The organism is Bacillus sp. 205(2023) (assembly GCF_037027485.1).
In the GTDB taxonomy this organism is placed as follows: Bacteria; Bacillota; Bacilli; order Bacillales; family Bacillaceae; genus Bacillus; species Bacillus halotolerans.
In genome coordinates, this window is the sequence record NZ_JAXCHF010000005.1 from 35,793 (window position 1) to 59,663 (window position 23,871).

General features: G+C 43.0%; 21 protein-coding genes and 3 pseudogenes. 14 read left to right on the forward strand and 10 right to left on the reverse strand.

Features of this window, described 5'->3' with window-relative positions; all coding sequences use genetic code 11:
• Nucleotides 1–64 precede the first annotated feature (64 nt).
• Genes WA325_RS13625 through WA325_RS13640 form a run of 4 tightly spaced genes read left to right on the forward strand, consistent with a single transcriptional unit; the run spans nucleotide 65 to nucleotide 3,034 of the window.
• Complete coding sequence (locus WA325_RS13625; RefSeq protein ID WP_336183789.1) at nucleotides 65–1,045, forward strand: alpha/beta hydrolase; 981 nt, start codon at nucleotides 65–67, stop codon at nucleotides 1,043–1,045.
• A 13-nt stretch (nucleotides 1,046–1,058) separates the two neighbouring features.
• Nucleotides 1,059–1,730 (forward strand): response regulator transcription factor, encoded by a 672-nt coding sequence (locus WA325_RS13630; protein ID WP_336183790.1) that lies wholly within the window; start codon nucleotides 1,059–1,061, stop codon nucleotides 1,728–1,730.
• Entirely contained in the window at nucleotides 1,727–2,713 is a 987-nt protein-coding gene (locus WA325_RS13635) for a sensor histidine kinase (protein ID WP_336183791.1), read from the forward strand. The genes WA325_RS13630 and WA325_RS13635 overlap by 4 nt, the downstream gene beginning before the upstream one ends.
• Nucleotides 2,714–2,770: 57 nt before the next feature.
• Complete coding sequence (locus WA325_RS13640) at nucleotides 2,771–3,034, forward strand: hypothetical protein (protein ID WP_227599091.1); 264 nt, start codon at nucleotides 2,771–2,773, stop codon at nucleotides 3,032–3,034.
• Here the strand turns inward: WA325_RS13640 and WA325_RS13645 are convergent.
• Together WA325_RS13645 and WA325_RS13650 are read right to left on the reverse strand one after the other, a co-directional pair.
• Entirely contained in the window at nucleotides 3,019–3,789 is a 771-nt protein-coding gene (locus WA325_RS13645) for a serine/threonine-protein kinase (RefSeq protein WP_336183792.1), read from the reverse strand. The two genes, WA325_RS13640 and WA325_RS13645, sit on opposite strands and share 16 nt — an antisense overlap.
• A 91-nt stretch (nucleotides 3,790–3,880) precedes the next feature.
• Nucleotides 3,881–3,991 (reverse strand): annotated as a pseudogene (locus tag WA325_RS13650) (hypothetical protein); the annotation flags it as partial.
• Between the two features lie 129 nt (nucleotides 3,992–4,120).
• Here WA325_RS13650 and WA325_RS13655 point away from each other — a divergent pair.
• The 4 genes and pseudogenes from WA325_RS13655 (at nucleotide 4,121) to WA325_RS13670 (ending at nucleotide 7,613) form a co-directional block, all read left to right on the forward strand.
• Nucleotides 4,121–5,300 (forward strand): annotated as a pseudogene (locus WA325_RS13655) (DUF4885 domain-containing protein).
• A gap of 355 nt (nucleotides 5,301–5,655) precedes the next feature.
• The gene (locus tag WA325_RS13660) at nucleotides 5,656–7,044 is read left to right on the forward strand and encodes an amino acid permease (RefSeq protein ID WP_227599089.1); all 1,389 of its coding nucleotides are present in this window, start codon (nucleotides 5,656–5,658) and stop codon (nucleotides 7,042–7,044) included.
• Nucleotides 7,045–7,155: 111 nt separating this feature from the next.
• On the forward strand, nucleotides 7,156–7,404 hold the full coding sequence (locus tag WA325_RS13665) for a sigma-G-dependent sporulation-specific acid-soluble spore protein CsgA (RefSeq protein ID WP_010332841.1): 249 nt from the start codon (nucleotides 7,156–7,158) through the stop codon (nucleotides 7,402–7,404).
• Nucleotides 7,405–7,421: 17 nt separating this feature from the next.
• Nucleotides 7,422–7,613, forward strand: coding sequence for a DUF5370 family protein (locus WA325_RS13670; RefSeq protein WP_044162226.1), 192 nt, complete (start codon nucleotides 7,422–7,424; stop codon nucleotides 7,611–7,613).
• A 30-nt stretch (nucleotides 7,614–7,643) separates the two neighbouring features.
• Here WA325_RS13670 and blaOXA read toward each other — a convergent pair whose 3' ends face one another.
• Nucleotides 7,644–8,453: a class D beta-lactamase gene (blaOXA, locus tag WA325_RS13675; protein WP_105955646.1), complete on the reverse strand. Its 810-nt coding sequence runs from the start codon at nucleotides 8,451–8,453 to the stop codon at nucleotides 7,644–7,646.
• A 159-nt stretch (nucleotides 8,454–8,612) separates the two neighbouring features.
• On the opposite strand from blaOXA, the gene WA325_RS13680 reads away from it, so the two are divergent.
• Complete coding sequence (locus tag WA325_RS13680; RefSeq protein ID WP_336183794.1) at nucleotides 8,613–9,866, forward strand: cytochrome P450; 1,254 nt, start codon at nucleotides 8,613–8,615, stop codon at nucleotides 9,864–9,866.
• Between the two features lie 39 nt (nucleotides 9,867–9,905).
• Here the strand turns inward: WA325_RS13680 and WA325_RS13685 are convergent, their stop codons facing one another.
• Entirely contained in the window at nucleotides 9,906–10,166 is a 261-nt protein-coding gene (locus WA325_RS13685) for a hypothetical protein (RefSeq protein WP_024120051.1), read from the reverse strand.
• Between the two features lie 268 nt (nucleotides 10,167–10,434).
• On the opposite strand from WA325_RS13685, the gene WA325_RS13690 reads away from it, so the two are divergent.
• The gene (locus WA325_RS13690; RefSeq protein WP_105991835.1) at nucleotides 10,435–12,054 is read left to right on the forward strand and encodes an APC family permease; all 1,620 of its coding nucleotides are present in this window, start codon (nucleotides 10,435–10,437) and stop codon (nucleotides 12,052–12,054) included.
• Nucleotides 12,055–12,267: 213 nt separating this feature from the next.
• Nucleotides 12,268–13,893: a Na/Pi cotransporter family protein gene (locus tag WA325_RS13695; protein ID WP_442895282.1), complete on the forward strand. Its 1,626-nt coding sequence runs from the start codon at nucleotides 12,268–12,270 to the stop codon at nucleotides 13,891–13,893.
• Between the two features lie 19 nt (nucleotides 13,894–13,912).
• On the opposite strand, the gene WA325_RS13700 is transcribed toward WA325_RS13695, so the two are convergent.
• Both WA325_RS13700 and glpT read right to left on the reverse strand, forming a co-directional pair.
• Entirely contained in the window at nucleotides 13,913–14,812 is a 900-nt protein-coding gene (locus WA325_RS13700) for a glycerophosphodiester phosphodiesterase (protein ID WP_202852394.1), read from the reverse strand.
• Nucleotides 14,813–14,910: 98 nt separating this feature from the next.
• A complete protein-coding gene (gene glpT, locus WA325_RS13705; RefSeq protein WP_105991832.1) occupies nucleotides 14,911–16,245 on the reverse strand; it encodes a glycerol-3-phosphate transporter in 1,335 nt (444 codons plus the stop codon).
• A 283-nt stretch (nucleotides 16,246–16,528) separates the two neighbouring features.
• Here glpT and WA325_RS13710 point away from each other — a divergent pair, with 283 nt between their 5' ends.
• The 3 genes from WA325_RS13710 to WA325_RS13720 all read left to right on the forward strand — a co-directional run bounded on the left by WA325_RS13710 (nucleotide 16,529) and on the right by WA325_RS13720 (nucleotide 19,040).
• On the forward strand, nucleotides 16,529–16,777 hold the full coding sequence (locus WA325_RS13710) for a YbeF family protein (RefSeq protein ID WP_336183796.1): 249 nt from the start codon (nucleotides 16,529–16,531) through the stop codon (nucleotides 16,775–16,777).
• 95 nt (nucleotides 16,778–16,872) lie between these two features.
• Nucleotides 16,873–17,790, forward strand: a complete 918-nt coding sequence (locus WA325_RS13715; protein ID WP_202852396.1) for a bifunctional helix-turn-helix transcriptional regulator/GNAT family N-acetyltransferase — start codon at nucleotides 16,873–16,875, stop codon at nucleotides 17,788–17,790.
• Entirely contained in the window at nucleotides 17,787–19,040 is a 1,254-nt protein-coding gene (locus WA325_RS13720; RefSeq protein WP_336183871.1) for an MFS transporter, read from the forward strand. The genes WA325_RS13715 and WA325_RS13720 overlap by 4 nt, the downstream gene beginning before the upstream one ends.
• 26 nt (nucleotides 19,041–19,066) lie before the next feature.
• On the opposite strand, the gene WA325_RS13725 is transcribed toward WA325_RS13720, so the two are convergent.
• The 4 genes and pseudogenes from WA325_RS13725 to WA325_RS13740 form a co-directional block, all read right to left on the reverse strand.
• Nucleotides 19,067–19,495, reverse strand: a complete 429-nt coding sequence (locus tag WA325_RS13725) for a hypothetical protein (protein WP_127696106.1) — start codon at nucleotides 19,493–19,495, stop codon at nucleotides 19,067–19,069.
• A gap of 60 nt (nucleotides 19,496–19,555) precedes the next feature.
• Nucleotides 19,556–21,733 carry a glycoside hydrolase domain-containing protein gene (locus WA325_RS13730; protein WP_336183798.1) on the reverse strand — a complete coding sequence of 726 codons (2,178 nt, stop codon included), beginning with the start codon at nucleotides 21,731–21,733 and terminating at the stop codon, nucleotides 19,556–19,558.
• A gap of 32 nt (nucleotides 21,734–21,765) precedes the next feature.
• Nucleotides 21,766–22,730, reverse strand: a pseudogene (locus tag WA325_RS13735) (DMT family transporter).
• Nucleotides 22,727–23,554 (reverse strand): AraC family ligand binding domain-containing protein, encoded by an 828-nt coding sequence (locus tag WA325_RS13740; protein ID WP_105955634.1) that lies wholly within the window; start codon nucleotides 23,552–23,554, stop codon nucleotides 22,727–22,729. Before WA325_RS13740 ends, WA325_RS13735 begins: the two are co-directional and overlap by 4 nt.
• Nucleotides 23,555–23,871 lie beyond the last annotated feature (317 nt).

Here is a 23,871-nt window from a genome sequence, read left to right on the forward strand (position 1 = left end):
CAAAGTTAATCAGTTATTTATTTTCATACCGTATCCTTTCAGTATCACGGGAAAGGAGCATCATATGAAAATGTTATGGAAAGTCGTAAAAATCTTTTTTGGCAGCATAGGTGCTTTGATTTTGCTTGCAGCCGTCTCGGTCTTTATCTACCACCATTACCAGCTAAATCAGGAAGCAGCACTCCTTAAAGAAAAAGGCACATTAGTCGATGTTGACGGTAAAAAGATGAATGTGTATCAAGAGGGAAGCGGGAAGGATACGTTTGTGTTTATGTCCGGTTCAGGGATTGCGGCGCCTGCTTATGAGATGAAAGGGTTGTACAGCAAGTTTTCAAAAGAAAACAAGATTGCTGTAGTGGATCGTGGGGGCTATGGCTACAGCGACGTGTATGATGATGGCAGGGATATTGATACAATATTAGAACAGACGAGAAAAGCGCTTCTGCAAAGCGGGAATAAGCCTCCTTATATTTTAATGCCTCATTCCATATCCGGGATTGAAGCGATTTATTGGGCGCAGAAATATCCTGAGGAAATTAAGGCGATTGTTGCGATGGATATCGGATTGCCTCAGCAGTATGTCACGTATAAATTGAGCGGGATTGACAGACTGAAAATGAGGGGGTTCCATCTGTTGACTTCGATCGGTTTTCATCGATTTATGCCTTCCGCAGTATACAATTCTGAGGTGATTCGGCAGTCGTTTTTAACTGATGAAGAAAAAGAAATCTATAAAGCCATTAATTTTAAGCAATTTTTCAATGCTGATATGGAGCATGAGCTGTTACAGTCTGACCAAAACGGCAGCAAATCAGTAAATCTTCCGGTACCAAAAGAAACCCCGATTTTATTTTTAGATGCCATCGCTGATCAATATAAAAACTCAAAATATACAAAACAGCAACGTAAAGATTATAAAGAACTTGCAGACCAATTAGAAGTATCAGAAGTGAAAGAGCTAAGGGGCACACACAGCATATATTTATACCAGCCTGATCAGATCTATCAGCTTTCTATGAAGTTTCTCAAACAAAAACTGAAATGAAAGGTTCGCTAAGATGAAGGGTTATCATATTTTAATCGTGGAAGACGATGTCATGATTGGTGATCTGCTGCAGAAGATTTTGCAGCGTGAGGGATATCATGTGATGTGGAAAACAGATGGAGCGGATGTGTTTTCGGTGATTCAGAAGGCGGATTTGGTCATTATGGATGTGATGCTGCCAGGTGAGGACGGGTATCAAATGTCTAAGAAAATAAAAGATTTGGGGTTAAACCTTCCTATTATTTTTCTGTCCGCCCGCAATGATATGGACAGCAAGCTTCAAGGATTGAAAATTGGCGAGGATTACATGGTAAAGCCTTTTGATCCGAGAGAGCTGCTGCTGAGAATGAAAAATATGCTAGAGCATCATTATGGCACCTTTACGCAAATCAAACATTTGTCTATTGATGCAGACACCAAAAAGGTATTCAATGGGAGTTTGCACCATGAAGTGCTGTTTACCGCGATTGAGCGGAAAATATTCTTCTATCTGTATGAAAACAGAAACAATATCTTAACAAAGGAACATTTCTTTGATTATCTATGGCAGCTTGAAGACAGGAATCCGAATATCGTGAATGTGCACATTAAAAAAATCAGAGCGAAAATTAATGATTTAGCGGGTGAGATCATTGAAAATATCTATGGAGAAGGGTATCGGCTGAATACCGTTGTGAAGAAATGAAGCTAAAGACAAAATATCAGTTGTTATTATGTACGGCCGTCATTAGTGTTCCGGTACTGTTGCTGGCGGTTAGCATTTTGATGTCGGTGATTTATGACAGCATGTTTAAACCGATCAATCATGGCATGCCCTTTCACAGGTCTTTTGCGTATCCGGCAATGCTGTCCGTATTTTTATTATCACTTTTATTGTTAGCTTTTTTATTTTCAAAATCGATCCATTCTCTGCTGCGTAAAATCAATCTATTGAATCAAACCATTCGGCATCTGGCGAGTGATCAAAAGGTGCCTGATAAAATAGCAGTGAAACACGCTGATGAAATTGGCGAATTGATCAAGTCGGTCAACTTGTTAATTGAACGGACAACGTACCGGGAACTGGAACTAAGACAGCGAGAGGAAATAAAAAAGGAGCTGCTGCAAAAACTAAGGCATGATATCAATACACCTTTAACAGCTCTCAGGCTGCAGTTATTTTATTTGGAGAGCCAGTGCCAGGATCAAACCGCATTTGAATCTTTGTACCAGCAAATTGAATATATTGCGGAATTAACGAATGAATTCAATCATTACTCAGCCGAAACGTTAGAGAGTTCTTATATTGTAAATGACGAAGTTAATATTTCTGATCTATTAGAAACCACAGTGAAAAAGTGGGATTATTTATACAGTATCAATGGCATTGAATTGCAATTTAAGCCGTCAGGTCAAAGTTTGATATGGATGAGCAACAGTTTATGGATCCAAAGGTTATTCGATAACATTTTTCAAAATACGCTAAAGCATTCGAAAGCTGAAAAGCTAGAAGTCACGATAGAAAACGGAGCTGTTTCGATTCGCGATGATGGCATTGGATTTGATAGAGATCAAGATAGTAACGGGCTTGGGTTGAAGATTATTGAGGATATATGCCGGTTGCTTCATATTACTTATGTGCTGAAGACAAATGGAAATGGGACTGCGTTTTTGTTTTCAAAAAAGTGATCCGGCTATGTTTTTCTTTCTTCCGAACAATTATATATAATAGGAAGCAGAAAAGGGGTGAACAGCATATGTTTAAAAAAATCATCAAAACGATCAAGTACCTCTCAAGCAGCTCGAGTGATCGCCATCGCAGACACCGGCACTACAGCAGCAGCCGGCGCCGCCATTACCGGAGCTACAGCAGCAGCTCTGGCAGAAGAAGACATTATGATCGTTATGGCGGCAGTCACCGCTACAAACGCCGGAGCTACAGCAGCAGTTAATCGCAAAAAAAGTTCTTGTTCCGCATTGGGACAAGGGTTTTTTTATGTCACTGATTGAATCGCACGCTTCAGGTCTTCGCGAATGGAAGCCGTGTGCTGATACTCTTCATCAATGCCCAATAATTTTTTCAGTAGCAGGGTTACTTCTTTTGTCAGCGTTAATTCCTCCAGCCAAGTGGCGTTTTTCTTCTTTTTCCCTTTATATTGAGAGTACAGCAGGAACAACAGGGTTTCTCCGAGATCGAAGAAGTCATCCTGTTTTCTGAGCTTTAATTCCTCATCTTCTTCATGAGATAACTGTTTGGCAAGGCCGAAATCGATAAGATATACGTTACCGTGATTCATCATAATGTTTGGCGTTCTGATGTCAGTGTGAAAAATGAGACGTTCATGCAGGTATTCTACAATGTCCAGCAGCTGAGACATCAGCTGTAATGCCATCAGCTCTGTAAACGGCTGTTTTTGAAAAAATAACAATTCCTCTATATTATCGCCCTCGACCAGCTGCATGACATAGTAGGCTTGTCCGTCTATGATGAAGTCTTCTATGAAGGCCGGGATTTGCGGGTGGTTGATGCTTTTGAGCAGACCAATTTCCTGCTGAAATCGGACTCTTTCCTTTTGTTTTTTGGCTTTTGTCGGACGGAGCTGTTTTAAGACGTACGGTGTTTGCGTATGAACATCGGTGCACATATATACCAAGCCGTAGCCGCCCATGCCAAGGCATTCTTCGATTTTGTATTGGTTGTTCAATATGACGCCGTTCTTCAGTGGGCGGTCAAATAATAGCTTTTTTAACTGTTTTAATGCCATTCGCGCTGCACTTCCCTTGGTTGTACTGATTATAGTTTATCAAAACAATTGCATCTTGGGCTAAGTCTATTCTATGGAAGCTTAGCATAAAAAAGAGCCGGATCCCTGTAATGGCAGTGATTCCGGCTGCGTAAGCAGAATAAGTATAAGTAAATAGAACTGACAGCATGAGAGCGAATAGAATGATCCATTTTTTAGCCATGAGAAAACCTCCTTTTTTCACCATCAAACATAATAAAGTTCCGAGTGTAAATAAATGTTTTAAGAGGTTAATATATACAGTTGATTTGCCGATAAAAAGAGAAGAGAGAATTATTCAGGAGGGAATCGAATGCGTCTGGATCGTCAATATATCTGCACCCAGCTCATGGCACAGTATATCACAAAAAAGTTTCGGCTGATAAAGGCAGGAGTACATCTGCAGAGGTGCTGGGAAAGGCATATAGCCGGCTTGAGACACGGTCCTCTGAGAAGGGAATCGATCAGCTCAACTCAACTACTCAAAAACCAGTGTAGCGGGGAACAACGGGACTTTCAGCAAAGTGTTGCAATCAGCAAATGACCGAACAGTGGAAGACACAGGGGAAGAAACTGTGATTCGATCCAATAATCCTTATGAATCTGAGAGCGATATCCGAATCAAAATTCTAGATGAAAAGTACAGCCGGATGAATGCGGTAAACAAAACGAAGTCTGATCCTTTAGGCTATATAAAGGATAAGTATCAAAATTCGAAGTCTCCTTATTTCAGAAGTGATCTGTCAGCTGCAGAAAGACAGGCTGCTTATGATAATGAAACAGAATGGCTATTCAAAGGAAAGGCGCAAAACTATAACCTCCAGGATGCAGCGTTTCGCAATCTTACGTTTAATGGGGAAGTGGAATCCGAGAATGCAAAGGTGTTCCAGCGAAGCCAGGTTAACCAGCAGCTTCAAGTGCTCCTGAATCGGAACCATATTCAAATCCCGGCGGGTACAGAACTTACGTTTACCATTACACCCATCGATTATAAGGTAAAGGTGAGCGGAACCGACGACAAGGAGCTCATCGGTCAAATTGAGCGATTGCTGCAATCTGGAGACAACAGCAAAGAGCTGTTTTTACATATCTTGAAAAGCCAGACCAGCGATTCAGCACAATATTCCGAAGCGGCGTATCAAAAGTACCAAGCAGTTCGTGAGATGTACGAAGTCACAGGCTACCATTTGAAGGATTTAGAAGTTGTCGATGGCCGATACATCACACCTGACGGACGAGATCTATTAGAGGTATATAAAGAAAAACTTGAGAATGATCCTATGCAAAAACAAACTGCTTCCTATGCTATATCTCACTATGGTTCACAGCTCAGTAACATTGCGGAAATCGGGTATGATGCCATCCCTGATTTCATTCTGTCAATTGGCTACAGGAATGGGTCTTTGAGAGATTTGGGGCAAAGCAAGGGCTATGGGACAGGTGATACAGAGTGGCTTGAAACATTAAAACGTCAAACCGGCGTGAATTATTAGGTAAGCTGTTCATCGTGAACAGCTTATTTTTTTATGCCCATCTCATGAAAGCAGCTGTATCATGCATCGTTTTCAATATTGTCATGATTTCATTATATTCATATAAAAGTTTTTAATTAAAGTGATAGATCCAACCCATTGAATGAAAGTGTTTACCCGAAAAAAACAATTGTATTTTCCAGAGAAATTTATTATGATGAAATAAGTAATTTTGGAGATTATCTAACAATTTTATGATTGAATTTTCTGATATTTGTAGCTTAATAAGAAATGAAGAACGTTTTGGAGGCTGGTCGGCCTTGATCCTATTTCGGTTGAGCTGTACATGTATTCGTTTTTAAGAGGAGGAAGCGGAGTGGAAAATAAAGAATTGAAGAGGGGTTTGAGCGCCCGTCATATTCAGATGATTGCCTTGGGCGGTACGATCGGTGTTGGTTTATTTATGGGTTCTGCCAGCACGATTTCATGGACTGGCCCTTCTGTCCTTCTGGCTTATGCGATTTGCGGAATTTTTATCTTTTTTATCATGCGTGCAATGGGTGAAATGCTGTATGTGGAGCCGAGTACCGGTTCTTTTGCAACATTCGGCCATAAATACATTCATCCCCTTGCTGGTTATATGACGGCGTGGAGCAACTGGTTCCAGTGGATTATCGTCGGCATGTCAGAAATTATCGCAGTCGGTTCTTATATGAAATATTGGTTCCCGGATTTGCCTGCTTGGATACCTGGTATCGTAGCTATGGCAATTCTTGGTGCGGCGAATTTAATTTCTGTTAAGTCGTTTGGCGAGTTTGAGTTTTGGTTTGCGATGATTAAAATCGTGACGATTATCTTAATGATTATTGCCGGATTCGGGATTATCTTCTTCGGTTTTGGCAACGGCGGAGATGCCATCGGTTTGTCTAATCTGTGGTCTCACGGAGGCTTCTTTGCGGGCGGTTTCTCAGGATTTTTCTTTGCATTGTCTCTGGTTATTGCGGCTTATCAAGGGGTTGAGCTGATCGGGATTACTGCCGGAGAAGCAAAGGACCCGCAAAACACGCTGCGCAACGCGATTCAAAGCATTATCTGGCGTATTTTGATTTTCTATATCGGTGCTATTTTTGTGATTGTGACGGTATATCCTTGGGATGAGCTGAATTCACTTGGAAGCCCGTTTGTGTCTACGTTTTCTAAAGTTGGAATTACGGCAGCGGCCGGCATTATTAACTTTGTCGTTATCACGGCGGCGATGTCAGGCTGCAACAGCGGGATATTCAGCGCGGGACGTATGCTTTATACATTAGGTGTCAATGGACAGGCACCGAAATTCTTTGCGAAGATTTCTCGCAATGGTGTGCCGCTGTATGGCACAATCGCGGTGCTGATCGGATTAGCTGTCGGCGTTGTGCTGAACTATGTTGCGCCGCCGAAGATTTTCGTTTATGTATACAGCGCAAGCGTGCTGCCGGGGATGATTCCTTGGTTTATCATTTTGATCAGCCACCTCGGATTCAGAAAAGCGAAGGGCGCAGCGTTAGATAAACATCCGTTCAAAATGCCGTTTGCACCTTTCACAAATTATTTGACGATTGCTTTCTTGCTGATGGTTCTTGTCGGCATGTGGTTTAATGATGATACTCGGATATCTCTAATTGTAGGGGTTATTTTCTTAGCTCTTGTGGTCATCAGTTATTATGCTTTTGGAATTGGGAAGCGCGTGCAGGCGGATCTTACAAAAAGAAATCAAGCAGCTGAATAATAAAGGAAAAAGAGACATTGACTGATGTCTCTTTTTTCATTTTTCGCGTATGGATTTTTCTCATTTCAGCAACCTATAGGATATAGAACGCAAAGGAAAGGTGCTTATACTATGGATGTTACACTCGGTTATTTGCGCGAGTCACTTTCAAATCATCTTGAGAACGAAGTCTGTCTGCGGATTTGCAAGAAGATGCTGGCGAAGCGCTATGCCAATGAAGAGGAGTTTGTAAAGGATTTGGATGACGATGAGATGTCATATTTGAATCAGGTGCTGGAAAAGGAAATTAAGTATGCCCAAGACGAACAGGATCAAAAACGGGCCAAGGAATTAAATGAGGTGTATGAATTACTGCTTTGAGAAAGGCGGGAATGAAATTGGGTGCGATTGAACGAAGCGGATATACGTTTCAGCCGGAGTTTAGTGTCGTCCGGCAAAATGGGGCGATCCACGTGTATCATCATGGAGAATTTGTTGAAGAAATTGAATTCGAGTTTAACGGTGATTACCCGGATCATGATTTGATTGAAGAGCTTGTGAATCATTATTGCTTTGAGCATGACATTTAAGAGCCCTGTACGTTGGCAGGGCTCATTCATTTATGAAGTGATCAGGCCATATTTTTTTAGAATATCAATTGTGATGTTTTTGGCTGTTGTACCGGAGTCATCAACATTGGTGACAAACGTATAGGAGCCGTGCTCTGTTTTGATGAATCCGACAAACCATCCTAATCCCATGTCTGTCAGGCGGGTTCCGGTTTTACCGTAAAGCGTATAATGATCTCCTTCTTCTTGAATCATCATGCGTTTGACCGTTTTCATGACCGTTTTGTCAAACGGGAGCTTCTCTTTGTAAAGCTTCTCCATAAAGGCTTCTTGTTCCAACGGAGAAATTGTCAGAGAGCTTTGCAGCCAAAACTGGTCGATTCCGCCGCTGATATCTTCGTTTCCGTAAGACAGGGTATGAAGCCATGCTTTCATTCTTTCCTCGCCGATGTCCCTCGCTAATGCCTGGTAATACCAGATGGCAGATTCCCGCATGGCTGAGCCAAGTGTATGGTCGCGGTTCCATGATTCGAATTCGCGTTTGACGCCATCCCAGCGTTTGACATCGTATTCATCCCGGACGGCTTTTACCTGCAAGCCGATTAAAGCATTGGTCACTTTAAAGGTAGATTGCGGAGTTTGTCTTTTGTTGGCCCGTTCCTTGTTGTAGACAAATGTCTTCTCCTTTTCTAAATCATGAAGGATGAAGGTTCCGTCAGTATCCTTGAACTCCTTATCCACATTCATTCGGCTGACATTCAGGTGCTTTTTTGTTTCATTGGAGGGCGCTTTTGCATGAACGGACAAACCTCCTGTCACGGCAATGACCAGCACAAGAAAAGCATATATCCATTTCTTCATTTTGATCTCCCCTTTGTTTTGATCATCTATCTTTTCTCCATTTCTGCTTTTCTACCTTTAAAAGTAATGAAAAAATGCTTGGAAGCAAATACTGTAATGGGGTTTATCTTCGTGAGATAACGTGAAAACAGAAGTAAAAAAGGAAGGCAGGGTTGCGGGATGAATGAGCAGATTCCACATGACAAAAGCCTCGATAACAGTGTGGCTTTGATGCGAGAAGGATATTTGTTTATAAAGAATAGAAAAGAGCATTACCATTCGGATTTGTTCCAGGCACGCTTGCTTGGAAAAACATTTATTTGTATGAGCGGCGCGGAGGCTGCGAAGGTATTTTATGATACCGAACGGTTTCAGCGGCAGGGTGCTCTCCCGAAACGAGTGCAGAAATCGCTGTTTGGCGTCAATGCAATCCAGACAATGGATGGCGACGCTCATATTCATCGGAAGCTGCTTTTTCTGTCATTAATGACACCGCCGCATCAAAAACGGCTGGCTGATCTGATGACAGAGCAGTGGGAAGCGGCTGTAACAAGATGGGAAATGGCGGATCAGGTTGTGTTGTTTGATGAAGCGAAAGAAATCTTATGCCGGGTGGCCTGCTATTGGGCGGGTGTTCCGCTGAAGGAAACGGAAGTGAAAGAGAGAGCGGACGATTTCATTGACATGGTAGACGCGTTCGGTGCTGTGGGACCGCGGCATTGGAAGGGAAGAAGAGCGAGACCCCGAACAGAAGAGTGGATTGAAAAAATGATTGAAGAGGTCCGCGACGGCAGGCTGAAAACAGAAAATGGATCAGCGCTGCATGAAATGGCTTTTTATACGCAAGAGAATGGGAGCCGGCTTGATGCCCGCATGGCAGCCATCGAGCTCATTAATGTGCTGCGTCCGATTATAGCGATAGCTTACTTTATTTCGTTTTCAGCGTTGGCGCTGCATGAACACCCGAAGTATAAGGAATGGCTTCGTTCTGGAGGCAGTGAGGAAAGAGAAATGTTTGTGCAGGAGGTGCGCAGATTTTATCCCTTTGGGCCGTTTTTAGGAGCCGTTGTCAAAAAGGATTTTATATGGAATGACTGTGAGTTTAAAAAGGGTGCATCAGTGCTGCTTGATGTGTATGGAACGAATCATGATCCCCGTATGTGGGACAAGCCTGATGAGTTCCGGCCTGAGCGATTTAAAGAGCGGGAGGACAATCCGTTTGATTTCATCCCTCAAGGCGGGGGCAACGCGGAGAAGGGCCACCGCTGTCCGGGGGAAGGGATTACCATTGAAGTGATGAAAGCGAGCCTGGATTTTCTCGTGAATCAGGGTGAATATGACGTGCCAAAACAATCGCTGCATTACAGTCTTGCCAGAATGCCGTCATTGCCTGAAAGCGGTTTTGTGATGAGCAGCATTAGACGGAAAAGCTAAATATAAAAGCTCTCTTCTTTTTCGAAGAGAGCTTTTTGATTACTTCTTTTTTTCATCGTAGTATTGAACAGGATACATGGAGCCTTCGGATACCATTTTGTTGTCCTCAATGTCATGAGGGTGCGGGTGACCGGCTTTATCGACTGGGAACGTTTCCATATCTGGTTGTTTTGTTATCTTCATTTTCATGCTGTGAATGAATTCTCTTGCCTTTTGGCGGTTTGACGGGTCTTTTAATAGATAAGAAGTGATGCCGACAGTTGAAACAGCGAGACCGGAAAGTAACAGCTTTTGTTTCATGGTAATAACTCCTTTCTATTTTAAAAATAATGTTTCCTGTATCATTCCCGTTCTGCTTAAGGCTAAACCTCTGTGTATTTTATCAATTGATTTACAGTAAATTCTATTTTAGGTGAAGTTAGTTACTTAATTCCTATATTGGAAAGCGAGATACATTAATTTTTTATTATTTTAGTTATCATGCGATAAATATTGACAAAGTAAAGTAGTCAGAATAATAATATAACTTAGCAACAGAATGTCATCATACATGAAAGGTGTTTACGATATGAATCAGTTACATCGAAGAATGGGAACGTTTGCCCTTATGATGGTCGGGCTCGGGTCGATGATCGGGTCAGGCTGGTTATTTGGGGCGTGGCGCGCTGCCCAAATTGCGGGGCCTGCTGCTATTATTTCATGGGTTATCGGCATGATTGTTATTTTATTTATTGCTCTTTCTTACAGTGAATTAGGTTCTATGTTTCCTGAGGCAGGAGGAATGGTGAAATATACGCAATATTCACACGGTTCGTTTATCGGATTTATTGCAGGCTGGGCCAACTGGATTGCAATTGTATCCGTTATTCCTGTTGAAGCTGTAGCCTCTGTTCAATATATGAGTTCGTGGCCATGGGAATGGGCGAAATGGACAAGCGGTTTGGTGAAAAACGGAACGCTGACAGGAGAAGGATTGGTGTTCGCTTCTGTTTTGCTTCTGATTTATTTTCTGCTGAACTACTGGACAGTCAATTTGTTTTCGAAAGCGAATTCATTAATTACGATTTTTAAAATCATTATTCCAGGCCTGACAATTGGCGCTTTGCTCTTTGTCGGATTTCATGGAGAAAACTTTACAGCGGGCCAAAGCATTGCACCGAATGGCTGGGCAAGTGTTCTGACTGCGGTTGCAACTTCAGGTATCGTATTTGCGTTTAACGGATTTCAAAGCCCGATCAATATGGCGGGAGAAGCCAAAAATCCCGGGAAATCGATCCCGATTGCGGTTGTCGGTTCTCTGTTAGTTGCGACAGTCATTTATGTGCTGCTGCAGATTGCTTTCATCGGAGCGGTGAATCCGTCTGATATCGCTCACGGCTGGAGCCACCTTAATTTTAATTCTCCTTTTGCTGATTTGGCGATTGCATTAAATATTAACTGGCTTGTCATCGTATTATATGCGGATGCTTTTGTGTCACCTTCCGGAACAGGTATTACGTATACGGCGACGACTTCCCGCATGATTTACGGAATGGAGAAGAACAAATATATGCCGAGCGTGTTTGGCAAGCTTCATCCGATTTACGGAGTTCCGCGCCAAGCGATGTTTTTTAACTTGATTGTTTCGTTTATCTTTTTGTTCCTGTTCAGAGGGTGGGGTGTGTTAGCGGAAATTATTTCTGTAGCCACGTTAATTTCTTATATCACCGGTCCGGTTACAGTGATGACATTGAGACGGACAGGGAAGGATTTGTACAGGCCTCTTCGATTAAAAGGCTTAAGCGTGATTGCACCGCTTGGATTTATCTTTGCGTCGCTCGTGCTGTATTGGGCGCGCTGGCCGTTAACCGGGCAGGTTCTGTTTATTATTTTGATCGGACTTCCGATTTATTTCTATTACCAGGCCAAGGCGAAATGGAAAGGATTTGGCCAAAACTTTAAAGCTGGCATATGGATGGTGTTTTACCTGCTTGTCATGATGATGATTTCCTATTTGGGCAGTGATAAATTTGGCGGTCTGAACGTCATTACGTATGGCTGGGATATGGCCTTGATTGCCTTTGTATCGCTCGGTTTCTATGTGTGGGCGCTGAAGAGCGGATTCAAGACAGAGTATTTGAAAGATGCGAAGGAGATTAATAGCCAGCTGATAAGCGCACAGTCAGAAGCTGCTGCGGGAAAAGAATAAATGGAGAAAACCTTGTGCTGAAGAGCACAAGGTTTTTTTAGTCAACAAGTCATGATTATCGCGAAATATTACACCAATGTAAATGCGGTTGGGGTCCTTTTTACTTATTGTTAAGTTATTGTAAATTTGTCAGGCGACTTGTTTACAATCATATGAACTTGAAACATAATCGAAGAGAGTTTGCTGAATAATGTCTAAATAGAGGTGAACATGTTGGGGATTGACTTACAAACATTACTGTTCGAATTTCTGGGGGGACTTGGTATTTTCCTGATTGGGATCAAGTTCATGGGAGACGGGCTTCAGAAATCGGCTGGAGATAGATTAAGAAATATTTTAGACCGCTTTACAAGCAATCCGCTGATGGGCGTGTTAGCGGGTATAATTGTGACAGTTTTGATACAAAGCAGCTCCGGAACGACTGTTATTACCGTCGGCCTTGTGAGTGCAGGTTTTATGACGCTGAGGCAGGCGATCGGGGTCATTATGGGCGCCAATATTGGTACAACGGTTACCGCTTTTATTATCGGAATCGATATAGGGGCCTATGCGTTGCCGATTATTGCTGTCGGCGGATTTTTACTGTTTTTCTTTAAGCATAAAAATATGCAAAATGTGGGTCAGATTGTGTTTGGGTTCGGGGCTTTGTTTTATGGATTAGAGTTAATGAGCGGCGGCATGAAACCGCTCCGTTCCCTTGAGGCCTTTCATGATTTAACAGTCAATATGAGTTCAAATCCGGTTCTCGGTGTCGTCATCGGCACTTTGTTTACGGTTCTCGTGCAAAGCTCCAGTGCCACCATCGGTATTCTGCAAGGTTTATTTGCAGATGGTCTGATTGATATTAACGGCGCGCTGCCAGTGTTATTCGGGGACAATATCGGGACGACGATAACCGCGGTGCTTGCGTCTCTTGGAGCATCTGTTGCAGCGAGACGTGCTGCGGCTACTCATGTACTGTTTAACCTAATCGGGACAACAATTTTCCTGATTTTGCTCAAGCCGTTTACTGCTTTGATCTTATGGCTTCAGGCTTCGATAGGGCTTGATCCTAAAATGACGATTGCATTTGCCCACGGAATCTTTAATACGTCCAATACGATCATACAGCTTCCTTTTGTCGGGTTATTGGCTTTGATTGTGACAAAACTGATTCCAGGCAAGGATTCAATGGTGGAATACAAGTCGCATCTTGATCCGATTTTTATCGAGCAATCTCCATCTATTGCTCTCGGACAAGCGAAGGAAGAAGTGCTGCAAATGGGGAACTTTGCGGTGCAGGGGCTGGAAGTCACAAAACAATTCTTAGCGACAAAACAGCCGAAATACGCGGCAAATGCTTATCAGATAGAGGATGCGGTCAACAATCTCGACCGGAAAATTACCGATTATTTGATTGAGCTTTCATCGAGCTCCCTTTCAGATCACGAATCTGAGGAGCATCACATGCTGATGGATACTGTCAGAGATATTGAGAGAATCGGCGATCATTTTGAAAATGTGATTGAATTGATTGAATATCAGCAGGCACACCGTGTCGTCATTACTGAATCAGCCATGACGGACTTAACGGACATGATGGATTTAACAATTTCCACTGTGAAGGCATCAATGGAGGCTCTGCACCACAATGATGAGCAAACTGCTGCTCAAGTCATTGAAAAAGAAGATGAAATTGACAAGATGGAACGAAAGCTTCGCAAAAAGCATATTATCCGTCTAAATGAAGGACTGTGCACAGGGCAAGCGGGTATCGTATTTGTTGATATGATCAGTAATCTTGAGCGTATCGGCGATCATGCGGTGAATATTGCGCAGGCTGTACTTGAGGAAAAATGATGAGAAAAAGCTTTGAATCCTAGGATTCAAAGCTTTTTTTGTAGTCTTTTTTCACATGATGAAATACATCCGGATAGTTGGTAAATACGCCGGTAACTCCCCAGTCCAGCAGGCGGCGCATATCTGCTTCTGTATTGACTGTGTAAGGATGCAAAAGCAGACCGTGGCTGCGGATCATGCGGACATTTTCTGCATTCAACGCTTTATAATCCGGACCTGCGCCGACAGCGTAGGTTTTGATTTCTTCCAAATCAGCATCTGTCATTGAAGCAATTTGCTTTGCTTCCATCAATTGAACAGTCGGCAGGTTAGGCTGTAATTGATGAATTTTTAACAGGCTTTCTTTGCTGAACGATTGGATGATCACTTGGCCGCGCTTTGAATGCTTGCTTAGCAGTTTATGCTTCTGTAAGGAAGCGATCAGTTTTTCCTCCATGCCTGGATAGGTGTCAGGCGATTTTGTTTCAATGTAATAGTTCGCATGTTTGCCAAAACGGTTTAATACCTCTTCTAATGTAGGAACTTTAAGGCCAGCGTACTGCGGCTTCGCTTTTGCCGGGTAAGCTTCATTAAACCAAGAGCCGGCATCAAGTTTCTTAATCTCCGCGAGCGTATGATCCTTCACCCAGCCCGTTCCGTTTGTGGTGCGGTCCAGTTTTTCATCGTGCATAACAATGAGTTGCCCGTCTTTTGTCATCTGTAAATCCAACTCAATATAATCGGCTTTCATTTTCTGAGCGGTTTCGTAAGACAGGATCGTGTGCTCAGGCACATATCCGGAAGCCCCTCTGTGCGCGACTGTCAGGATACGGTCAGGAGACAGCAGGTTTCCTTTTGAGGCTGCTGAAACTGGTGTAACCATAAACGACAGCAAACCAAAAGATAGCAGAACCAAAGCTAGTAATCTATTTTTTCTCATCTTTTCTTCCTCCTTATGAACAAGCAGTAACAGCTTTTATGTTAGAAAACGGATGTAAATGACATGTTGGAAAAATATTAATCTTTTATAATCTTTTCTTAAACATGCTCCGCCCGTTTTCCCGTATTCCATGTCAAAGCTAAGAACACGATGGCCAGTATACAAGATGAGATCAGCATGATGAAGCCGCCGTTCCAATCAAATCGGTCAACGACAAATCCCATAATCGCGTTTGCGAAAGCAGACCCGCCGATGTATCCGAAAAACCCGGTCAAACCAGCTGCAGTTCCGGCTGCTTTTTTCGGAGCAAGATCAATGGCTTGCAGACCGATGAGCATCACAGGTCCATAGATTAAGAAGCCGATGCTGATCAGAGCGATGTTGTCTACCAGCGGATGGCCGGCCGGATTCAGCCAGTACACCAATACGGCAATGAAAACACCTGCCATAAACAGAACGCCTGCCGGTGCGCGGCGGCTCTTAAAGAAGCGGTCGCTGATCCAGCCGCACAGGATCGTTCCCGGTATGCCGGCGTATTCGTAAAGGAAATACGACCACCGGGAGTCTTCAGGAGAGAACCCTTTGGCTTCTGTTAAGTAAGTAGGCGCCCAGTCCACTACGCCGTACCGCACAAAGTAAACAAATACGTTTGCAAATGCGATGTACCAAAGAAACTTATTATTAAGTACATATTGAAAAAGGATTTCTTTTGTCGTTAATTCTTTTTCTTGATCTTTGAAAGCGTGTTTTGGATAGTCGTTCCGGTACTCTTCAATTGGCGGAAGCCCGCAAGATTGAGGGGTATCCCGCACCAAAAGGACAATTAAAAATGAAATCAGAATTGCAATAATGGCAGGGAAGAAAAATACACTTTTCCAAGTGAAAAACATAGCAATTCCAAGAGTGACAAGCGGAGCCAGGATCCCGCCGCCAATGTTGTGAGCGACATTCCAAATCGACATCTTCGTGCCGCGTTCACTAATAGAAAACCAATGGGCCATCGTTCTGCCGCATGGAGGCCAGCCCATTCCTTGGAACCATCCATTGATAAACATAAAAATAAACATGATGGTGACGCTCGAAGTTACCCAGGGCATAGAAACAAAAAGAATATTTACAATTGCAGATAAAAATAAGCCTGTCGCGAGAAAATACCTCGGATTGCAGCGGTCGGACACCATGCCCATAATAAATTTACTGAAGCCATACGCAATGGATACGGCGGCCAGCACCAATCCAAGCTCGGTTTTTGAAAACCCCTGTTCCTGCAGATAAGGAATGGCAAAAGCAAAGTTTTTCCGCAGCAGGTAATAACCTGCGTAGCCGATAAAAATACCTAAGAATACTTGCAGCCTGAGCCGCTTATAAGCCGCATCCGTCTTTGAATCATCCAGTCTCTCAATGTGCGGAGCCGGTTTAAATAAGTGAAACATCAAATCATCCCCTTTGCTGTTTGTGTTGGATGTGTGGCGTGCCCTCCTTTCTGAAAAACAAAAAGAGCCAGAAAACACCCCCTTGTCAAAAGGGGTGGAATTCCTGGCTCTCCTCATCTCCATCCAAGCTATTAACTTATCGTGATAGCGCTTTCTTAAATTATCATAGTCTGGAGTGAATGTAAACGGGTAATTTTAAATTGTGTGAAAAAGTAAATGTTATCCTTTTGGTAGTTATGTTTTTTTACAAGTAACATAAAAATCTGGGGGGAGGCTGTTGCAGGTGGATACATTAAATATTGCATTCGGCATTTTACCGTTAGCAATTATTGTGTTATCGGTCGCCGGGACTTATGTTTGTAAAAATGTATATATGATGCCGTTAGTTAGTTTGATCATTTCTCTCGTGCTTACGTTTACGATTTTCAATCAATCTTTTTTGGGATGGGCCGTTGTCTATAGCTTGTTTTCGCTGATTTTATCGTATATTACATTGAAGGTGTTGAGGAAGAGGAAGGCATCTGGAAAATAAAATTTTCGCCTCGCTTTTTTGATATATCGTTGACTGTGGCAACTATATGTGATTATAATTGCTTTAATCAACGATATAAGAAAGTGGGGAGAAGTTTGAAAACCAATGAATCAGCAACGGGCTTAAAATTCAGAAAGTTCAATCGATTTTACACGAATGTTCTTGGCTTCCTTAACGAACACATTTATGACAGCCCGTTTTCCTTAACGGAGACACGGATTTTATTTGAGATTTACAATACGCCACATTGTACGGCGAAAGATCTTCAGGATAAGCTGGGGCTTGACCGGGGATATGTCAGCAGAATGCTGAAACAGTTTGAAAAAGAAGGTTTGATTTATAAAGAGAAGAGCAAAGCTGACGCCCGCCATCATTATATCTATGTGACGGAAATGGGGGAAGCCATTTATAAAAAGCTTGAGAAGAAAGCAAATGAACAGGTTGAGCTGATGCTGAAGGAAATCGATGACAAAGAGCAGCACAAGCTTGCGACGGCTATGGAGGAGATTGAAGCCATATTGTCTCAGTCGCTCTCATCCAGGTCATCAGGCATTTCAATCAGAGATTATTATCTTTCGGATGATATTCACCTTCTCATTGAAAAGCAAAGGCAATTTTATGCAGAGACTCATGGCTGGGATGATACATTTTTAGCTTATCTCCATGATACATTTGACGCGAAAATTGAAAAGATATGGATCGCGGAAAGCGGTGGAAAATTTGCAGGCTGTGTGGGATTGGTCAAACAAGATAAAAAGACGGTGCAGCTGAGATGGTTCTTGGTTGATGCCGCGTTTCGAGGCAGAGGGCTGGGCACGCAACTGCTTGAGCATCTCGTTACATATAGCAGAGAGAGGAAGTTTGAACGAATTTTTCTTTGGACAGTGAGCAGTATGGCTGAAGCCCGTCCGCTTTACGAGAAATTTGGATTCAGACTGAGTGAAGTGAAAGAAGAAGCGCCATTATGGGGACAGCATCTGACAGAAGAACGATGGGATTTAGAGCTGTCATGAAAAGACTCCACTATGCTTGGATCATCGTTTTTATCACCTTTTTGATTTTATTGGCCGTACAAGGTGTGCGCCTGTCGTTTGGTGCGTTTGTCGAGCCTTGGGAGCGGGAGTTTTCGCTGGATAGGAGCACCATCTCGCTGATTTCAACGCTGAGCTTTATCGTTTACGGGATATCCCAGCCTGTGATCGGGCGGCTTGTGGACAGATGGGGCGCACGGGCGGTTTTATCATGGAGCACGTTACTGACCGGGATCAGCATTTTCTCGACATGTTTTATCACTTCACCGTGGCAGCTCTTTCTGCTTTACGGGTTGGGGGTGTCACTCGGAGTTGGCGGAGCGTCGAATGTAGCAACCAGTGTGCTGGTGGTGAATTGGTTCAGCAAAAAGCGCGGCCTTGCCTTTGGAATCATGGAAGCGGGCTTTGGAGCGGGGCAAATGCTGCTGGTTCCCGGCTCGCTTATGCTGATCCATTGGTTTAGCTGGAAGCTGACGGTTGTGGCATTGGGGTTGCTGTTAATGGTCGTTGTCCTTCCGGCAGCCCTTTTATTGCTGCGAAATCATCCTTCAGAAAAAAATGAAGAGCCGATCGGCGGGGCTGCTGAGGAGGAGTTAGAAACAGGATCAAAAACCAAAGCAGGCTCAGTAACCGCGATGTTTCGTATGAGGCAGTTTTGGCTGTTGGTCCTTCCATTTTTAATCTGCGGCTTTACGACCGTCGGGCTGATGGATACTCATTTGATTCCCTTTTCTCATGATCACGGTTTTTCTACAACTGTTACGAGCGCCGCTGTCAGCCTGCTGGCCGGTTTTAATATCGCTGGTATCTTATTGTCCGGAATCATAGCGGATCGGTGGAGCAGCCGGAAAATCCTCTGTTTTTTATATGCGGTGCGCGCGCTGTCGATTGTGATTCTGATTTACAGCCACGAACCCTACCTGCTTTTAGGCTTTGCGGTTCTGTTTGGATTAGTGGACTTTGCAACGGTAGCGCCGACGCAAATGCTTGCCACCCAGTACTTTCAAAATTACTCGATCGGCCTCATGATCGGCTGGCTGTCACTTGCCCATCAGATCGGCTCTGCCCTCGGAGCATATGTGCCCGGCGTCATTTATACCGTAACAGGTGAGTATACGCTGGCTTTTTATTTATCGATTGGAATGCTTGTGCTTGCAAGCGTGATGAACGTGATGCTGAGGGAGCCTGCGGCGATGAATCGTGACAGTGCGGCTGTGATGGAGAAGGTGTAAGTGAGAAAAAGCATCTCTGGCGAGGATTATTCAGAGATGCTTTTTTTGTATTTTTGTTCTAATACGAAATCGATCATACCGACAATGCGGGTGTTTTCGGATTTTTGTTTGAAGTTTTGGGAGATTTGAATTCTTTTAGCATTTGCAAAAGATGCAACAATCCAAAACAAGCCGATTAATGCAAACAACATTTGTATAGACATGGCTATTAAGTCATTATAATGAGTGCTGAAAAAAAATATATATAGTGTTATTAATGTGACTGAAAATACGATTTTAATAGAATGCTTGAATGTGAGTTCAGGTTCAGTTAAGCACATTTTCATTTGATTTAATGTCAATGAATCTTGTTTCATAAGATATGTCAATAATTCATTATCATTATTTCTGACAGGAAACAATTCAGTTTCAATTTTTTTGACTGTTTTCCTATAAGTTTGCATATCAACTTTCATGTAGAATCCTCCTTGAAAATAAATCCATGAATACTCTATGAGTATTCATGGATTATAAAACTATCTAAAAGCTGCTAATAACGAACCGAACAGTGCTGCCGCTGCTCCTGCCTCAGGTGCTAAGAGTGCTAAAGCACCAATACCTACAACTACAATAATACCTGTACCTACCAGCAGCATGTTGTTTACAATAGTATCCCAATTTGGTGTGTACACTTCTTCTTCCGAATCTGGTAATCTAAAGTGCTTCTGTTTTATTTTAAACGTAATCGTAGTCGTAAGTCCAGTTGTAGCACTGTCACCTACTGGAATATCAGGCGTATAGATTTTAAATTGAATATTTAATGATTGAGCTGTCGGGTTCACATAAATTTCTAAAAATCCATTACGTACTGATAAGCTGAGACTGTTTAAAAGGTTTTGATAAGAATCAATTTGTGACGCAGTGAGAGACGTTTGGGTATCGCCCAATAAACCCGTGATATAGGCACCTGGTTTACCATTTGTAATGGTAATTGTGTTTGGTGAGCCTTCACTTGGTATGGTTGCCAGAAGTGATGTGGATAGAATAATATCCAACTCTGGTGATGTGAAAATGGTTTCTGTCGTATCAAATTCAAACATCGCGTTTGCGAGACCTGATAGATTTTCTAAAGCTGGAATGGTAGATAAAATGTCTGTCAGTGTACGCAGTCTTGCATCATATACCGGATCAGACGGTGGATTTACATGGCTTACTCCAGAGTCTTTTCCTGAAAAGCCGTCTTTATCAATCCCGATGCTTCCAGAACCGCTTCCGATTGTTCCTTCATAAAATTGATCAAAGGCCCAGTTGTTTGGCATCGGATAGCCGAGATTGCCGCTGAAGCCAGTTGACATATTTGCCACAAAACTATACTTTGTGAGTCCTGCTTCTTGGGTTCGGATACAAATATTTCTTGGTCCGTATACGCCTATTTCGTATTTAGGCGCAGTAGAAAATGTCTGCATTTTCGCAAAAGCTGACTTGATTTCCTGGAAATAAGGAATAATTTTATCTGTTACTTCATAATCGTAGGCATCAAAATCGACAGCAAAATAAATGGTCGTTCCGGATGGGAAGCCTAGTCTGCGAGCTGCTGATGCCGCACTGTAAGCATCTCTTGTTCCTTGGTCTTTTACAAAGTAAGAAGATTCATAGCCGCCGTCTTGATAAATCGGAAAGACCTTTAATCCGGCATCAAAAATAACTGCAAGTTCTTGAGATGTCAGGGCTTTTGATGTGAGTCCGCTGCTTGTCCGCACATTTCCGGTTAAATATCTGCCAACTGTTTTATAACCGTTATTCCGCAGTGTTTGGGCTTTTTCTGCAGTTATAATCGTAGCGGTGTCACAAGCTGAAGCGGCGCGTGTTGTGTCTCCTGAGCTTGATAATAAAGCTTTAATGGTCGGCATGTCTGCATAACCTGTTTGCGGCAGGCACATGAACTCTTGAAATGCTTTAACGGCTGAAACAACACCGACGCCATATTTGCCGTCAAATGCACCAGGGTCGAATGATTTTCCATTGCAATAAAGGGCGTACTGAACAATTAAAACAAAGCCTGTTCTTGAATCACCGGGAGTTAAAGTAGGGCATAAGCTTGTTGTGCCGTTTCCGAAAAATCCATTGGCGACACTTGTGCTCATACCTTCTTCTTTTTGCAAAGCATAAATAAGGGCCTTGTTGGTATCGCGGGCATAAAGTCCATCACAAGGCATTAAACCGATATAGTCATTGTAGTCCCGGTTTAAGTTTTGTTGAATCTGGCGGATTCTTGAATCGCCTCCAGACACTAGTTTAAAAGCGCTCATGTCCAATAAGGCTTTCATAATCAAGGTGGTGACAATTCCATCCTGAGTTGTCAGTCCTGCAGCTTTCTGAAACTCCTTCACCGCATTTTCTGTTTTTTCGTAAAAGACGCCTGTAAAACCGCCTGGATTAAAGCCTTTGCACCATAAAGCCCCCTGTAAAATAAAATTCATGTTGCTTGGTTTTGAATCTGGAGCTTGGCGTTTAAGAGGCTTAAATAAGCGCTGTGTTGTCGGGCCGAAGTTATCAGCTGGCGCTGAGATACCTAGTTCAATTTGAAGCGCCCGAGTCAGCCCGTAGATCGTATCCCACCCAGTTTTCCCGCTTTCTTCTACTGGGTTATACCCATGTTTGCCCCTGTACGTCTCGTTCAGCCACTGCTGTGTGATTAAAACCATTTCATCCATTTCGATTCCTCCATTCTTTTGATCGCGTTCATCTATAGGTGGCAAACGTAGGACGAAATAAAAAAGGATACCGATACGGCATCTTTTTTAAACCCGTTTCTCTTTCCATTTCGCTTTCGGTTTCAGCTCTGAAATGTAGAGTCCTAACAGTGTAAGCGCCCCTCCTAGAAGAGCAATCCATGTCATTTTTTCCTGCAGAATCATGATGGAAGAGATGATTGTGATAACCGGCACCATGTAAATATAAGCGCTGGATTTCACGGCGCCGAGCACGCCGACCGAGTAATTCCATGTGGCAAAGCATAAGGCGGAAGCGCCGATGCCAAGGTAAAGCATGTTGAGTACATTTGAAGCGGTTGAAAAGCGGCTCGGGTCAAGATGGAAGTCAAACAAGAATAAAGCGGGAATCATAAACAGCAAACCGTACAAAAATACTCTTTGTGTCAGCTCGATGATGTGATAACGGTGAGCGCTTAATTTCTTCATAAATATCGAATAAAATCCAAACACGAGAGCGGCTGCGGCGGCTAAGATGTCCCCGAGCGGCTTCAGTTGAAGCACGACATTACCGTTGAAAGTAATCAATAAAAGCCCGATCAGCGCTGCAGCGAATCCGATGAAAAAAGTCAGCTGCAGTTTTTCCCCTTCAAGCAGAAAATGAGCCAGAACCGCAGTAATCATCTGAATAATGGACACAATCATGCCAACATTGGATGCGTATGTATACGTGAGCGCTATATTTTCTAATAGAAAGTAAAAGGTCACGCCAAATAAACCTGCTCCGGCGAACAACAGCTCCTGCCGCCCAGCTTTTGAACGGGATCATTTTAGGACGTACAAGGATCAGAGCAATAAAGCCGATCAAAAACCGATAAAATAATATTTCCATCGGAGTAAAGTCAGCCAGCAGAACTTTTGTCGAAACAAAGGTCGTACCCCAAATCAAAATGGTCACAATTGCCGCTGTATGGCCGGCAGTTTCTCGTTGAATGCTCATTTTTGAAACTCCCTTTCGAAAATCTTCATGTATTGCTTCGGCGTCAGCCCCACCTGTCGTTTGAAAAACTTCGTCATATGGCTCTGATCACTGAATCCTGTCTGAAATGCCGCATCAATCGGTCTAACCCCTTGTTCAAGGAGTTTTTTCGCTTGATTAATCCGGATTGTCTCCAGGTAGCTATTAGGCGTAATTCCTTTTTGTTTTGTAAATGAACGCAATAAATGATACTTGCTCCAGCCTGTTAGTTCACTCAAATCATTGAGCGTGACGTTCTCGGCATAATGTTCTTCTAGAAATCCGCAAACCATTTTGACTTCGTCGGATGGTTCAGGAATGCTGTTGAGGAATGTAACGTCTGAATAACGGCGGATCAGCTCTTCCAGTAAATGAAGAAACAGCTCCTCCTTGCGCAAAGCCTGCCTTTCCTTGGAAATCAGAATGTGCAATTCCTGCAGACTGGATGTCAGCTCATGGCGGAATAACACATGGTGGGAGAAATAAGGGAGATGCCCGGCGCCAGTAATCTCTTCCACCGCCTTCTTCATGACATCCGGCATCACATTGATACACCGATAATCGAGCGTGCGCCCGTCAATCTGCTCACAGCTGTGCGTGTCACGGGGGTTAAAGAGAAGAAGATCACCTGGATTGATGATATATTCTTGATTTTGACAGGCCAGGTACCGCTGCCCTTTTTCAATAAAACCAATCACATAATAATCGTGAAAGTGATTCGGGAATTTTTGCATAATCCCCTTGAAGCGGTAGGCTTCTATATTAAGGTGCGGGTCAAGGTGCAGTGTTCGGGTTTCGTTTTGCATGGGATGCCTCCTGTCGGTGTGGTGGTCTTGGGTTAAGTGTAGCATGAATTTTGGGGATTTCTTGTATGATGTTGCTGCTAACGATATGTCTCGCTATTATTAGCTTTGTGAAGTACTAATAAACTGCCCAACATTAATTATCAAAGGAATATTAATAGTTTAATAAAAGAAGCGCCATTTTTGATGGTTTCGATTGATGGAGAAGTCAATTCGTCCTTGTGTCAATGACAGATGCAAGCGTGGATGAACATTTTTTTGCCACTAACCTTTCCCAGGGTGGATTCCATAGGCGTGAGTACTCATCCGGTTCCCGCATC

Excerpts from the sequence above, each read along its gene's own strand:
- WA325_RS13690 (WP_105991835.1), top strand. The coding sequence starts at position 10,435 with ATGAATCAGTTACATCGAAGAATGGGAACGTTTGCCCTTATGATGGTC.
- blaOXA (WP_105955646.1), bottom strand. The coding sequence starts at position 8,453 with ATGAAGAAATGGATATATGCTTTTCTTGTGCTGGTCATTGCCGTGACA.
- WA325_RS13645 (WP_336183792.1), bottom strand. The coding sequence starts at position 3,789 with ATGGCATTAAAACAGTTAAAAAAGCTATTATTTGACCGCCCACTGAAG.
- WA325_RS13740 (WP_105955634.1), bottom strand. The coding sequence starts at position 23,554 with ATGCAAAACGAAACCCGAACACTGCACCTTGACCCGCACCTTAATATA.
- WA325_RS13730 (WP_336183798.1), bottom strand. The coding sequence starts at position 21,733 with ATGGATGAAATGGTTTTAATCACACAGCAGTGGCTGAACGAGACGTAC.
- WA325_RS13685 (WP_024120051.1), bottom strand. The coding sequence starts at position 10,166 with ATGAAACAAAAGCTGTTACTTTCCGGTCTCGCTGTTTCAACTGTCGGC.
- glpT (WP_105991832.1), bottom strand. The coding sequence starts at position 16,245 with ATGTTTCACTTATTTAAACCGGCTCCGCACATTGAGAGACTGGATGAT.
- WA325_RS13720 (WP_336183871.1), top strand. The coding sequence starts at position 17,787 with ATGAAAAGACTCCACTATGCTTGGATCATCGTTTTTATCACCTTTTTG.
- WA325_RS13665 (WP_010332841.1), top strand. The coding sequence starts at position 7,156 with ATGGATGTTACACTCGGTTATTTGCGCGAGTCACTTTCAAATCATCTT.
- WA325_RS13700 (WP_202852394.1), bottom strand. The coding sequence starts at position 14,812 with ATGAGAAAAAATAGATTACTAGCTTTGGTTCTGCTATCTTTTGGTTTG.
- WA325_RS13625 (WP_336183789.1), top strand. The coding sequence starts at position 65 with ATGAAAATGTTATGGAAAGTCGTAAAAATCTTTTTTGGCAGCATAGGT.
- WA325_RS13725 (WP_127696106.1), bottom strand. The coding sequence starts at position 19,495 with ATGAAAGTTGATATGCAAACTTATAGGAAAACAGTCAAAAAAATTGAA.
- WA325_RS13680 (WP_336183794.1), top strand. The coding sequence starts at position 8,613 with ATGAATGAGCAGATTCCACATGACAAAAGCCTCGATAACAGTGTGGCT.
- WA325_RS13630 (WP_336183790.1), top strand. The coding sequence starts at position 1,059 with ATGAAGGGTTATCATATTTTAATCGTGGAAGACGATGTCATGATTGGT.
- WA325_RS13635 (WP_336183791.1), top strand. The coding sequence starts at position 1,727 with ATGAAGCTAAAGACAAAATATCAGTTGTTATTATGTACGGCCGTCATT.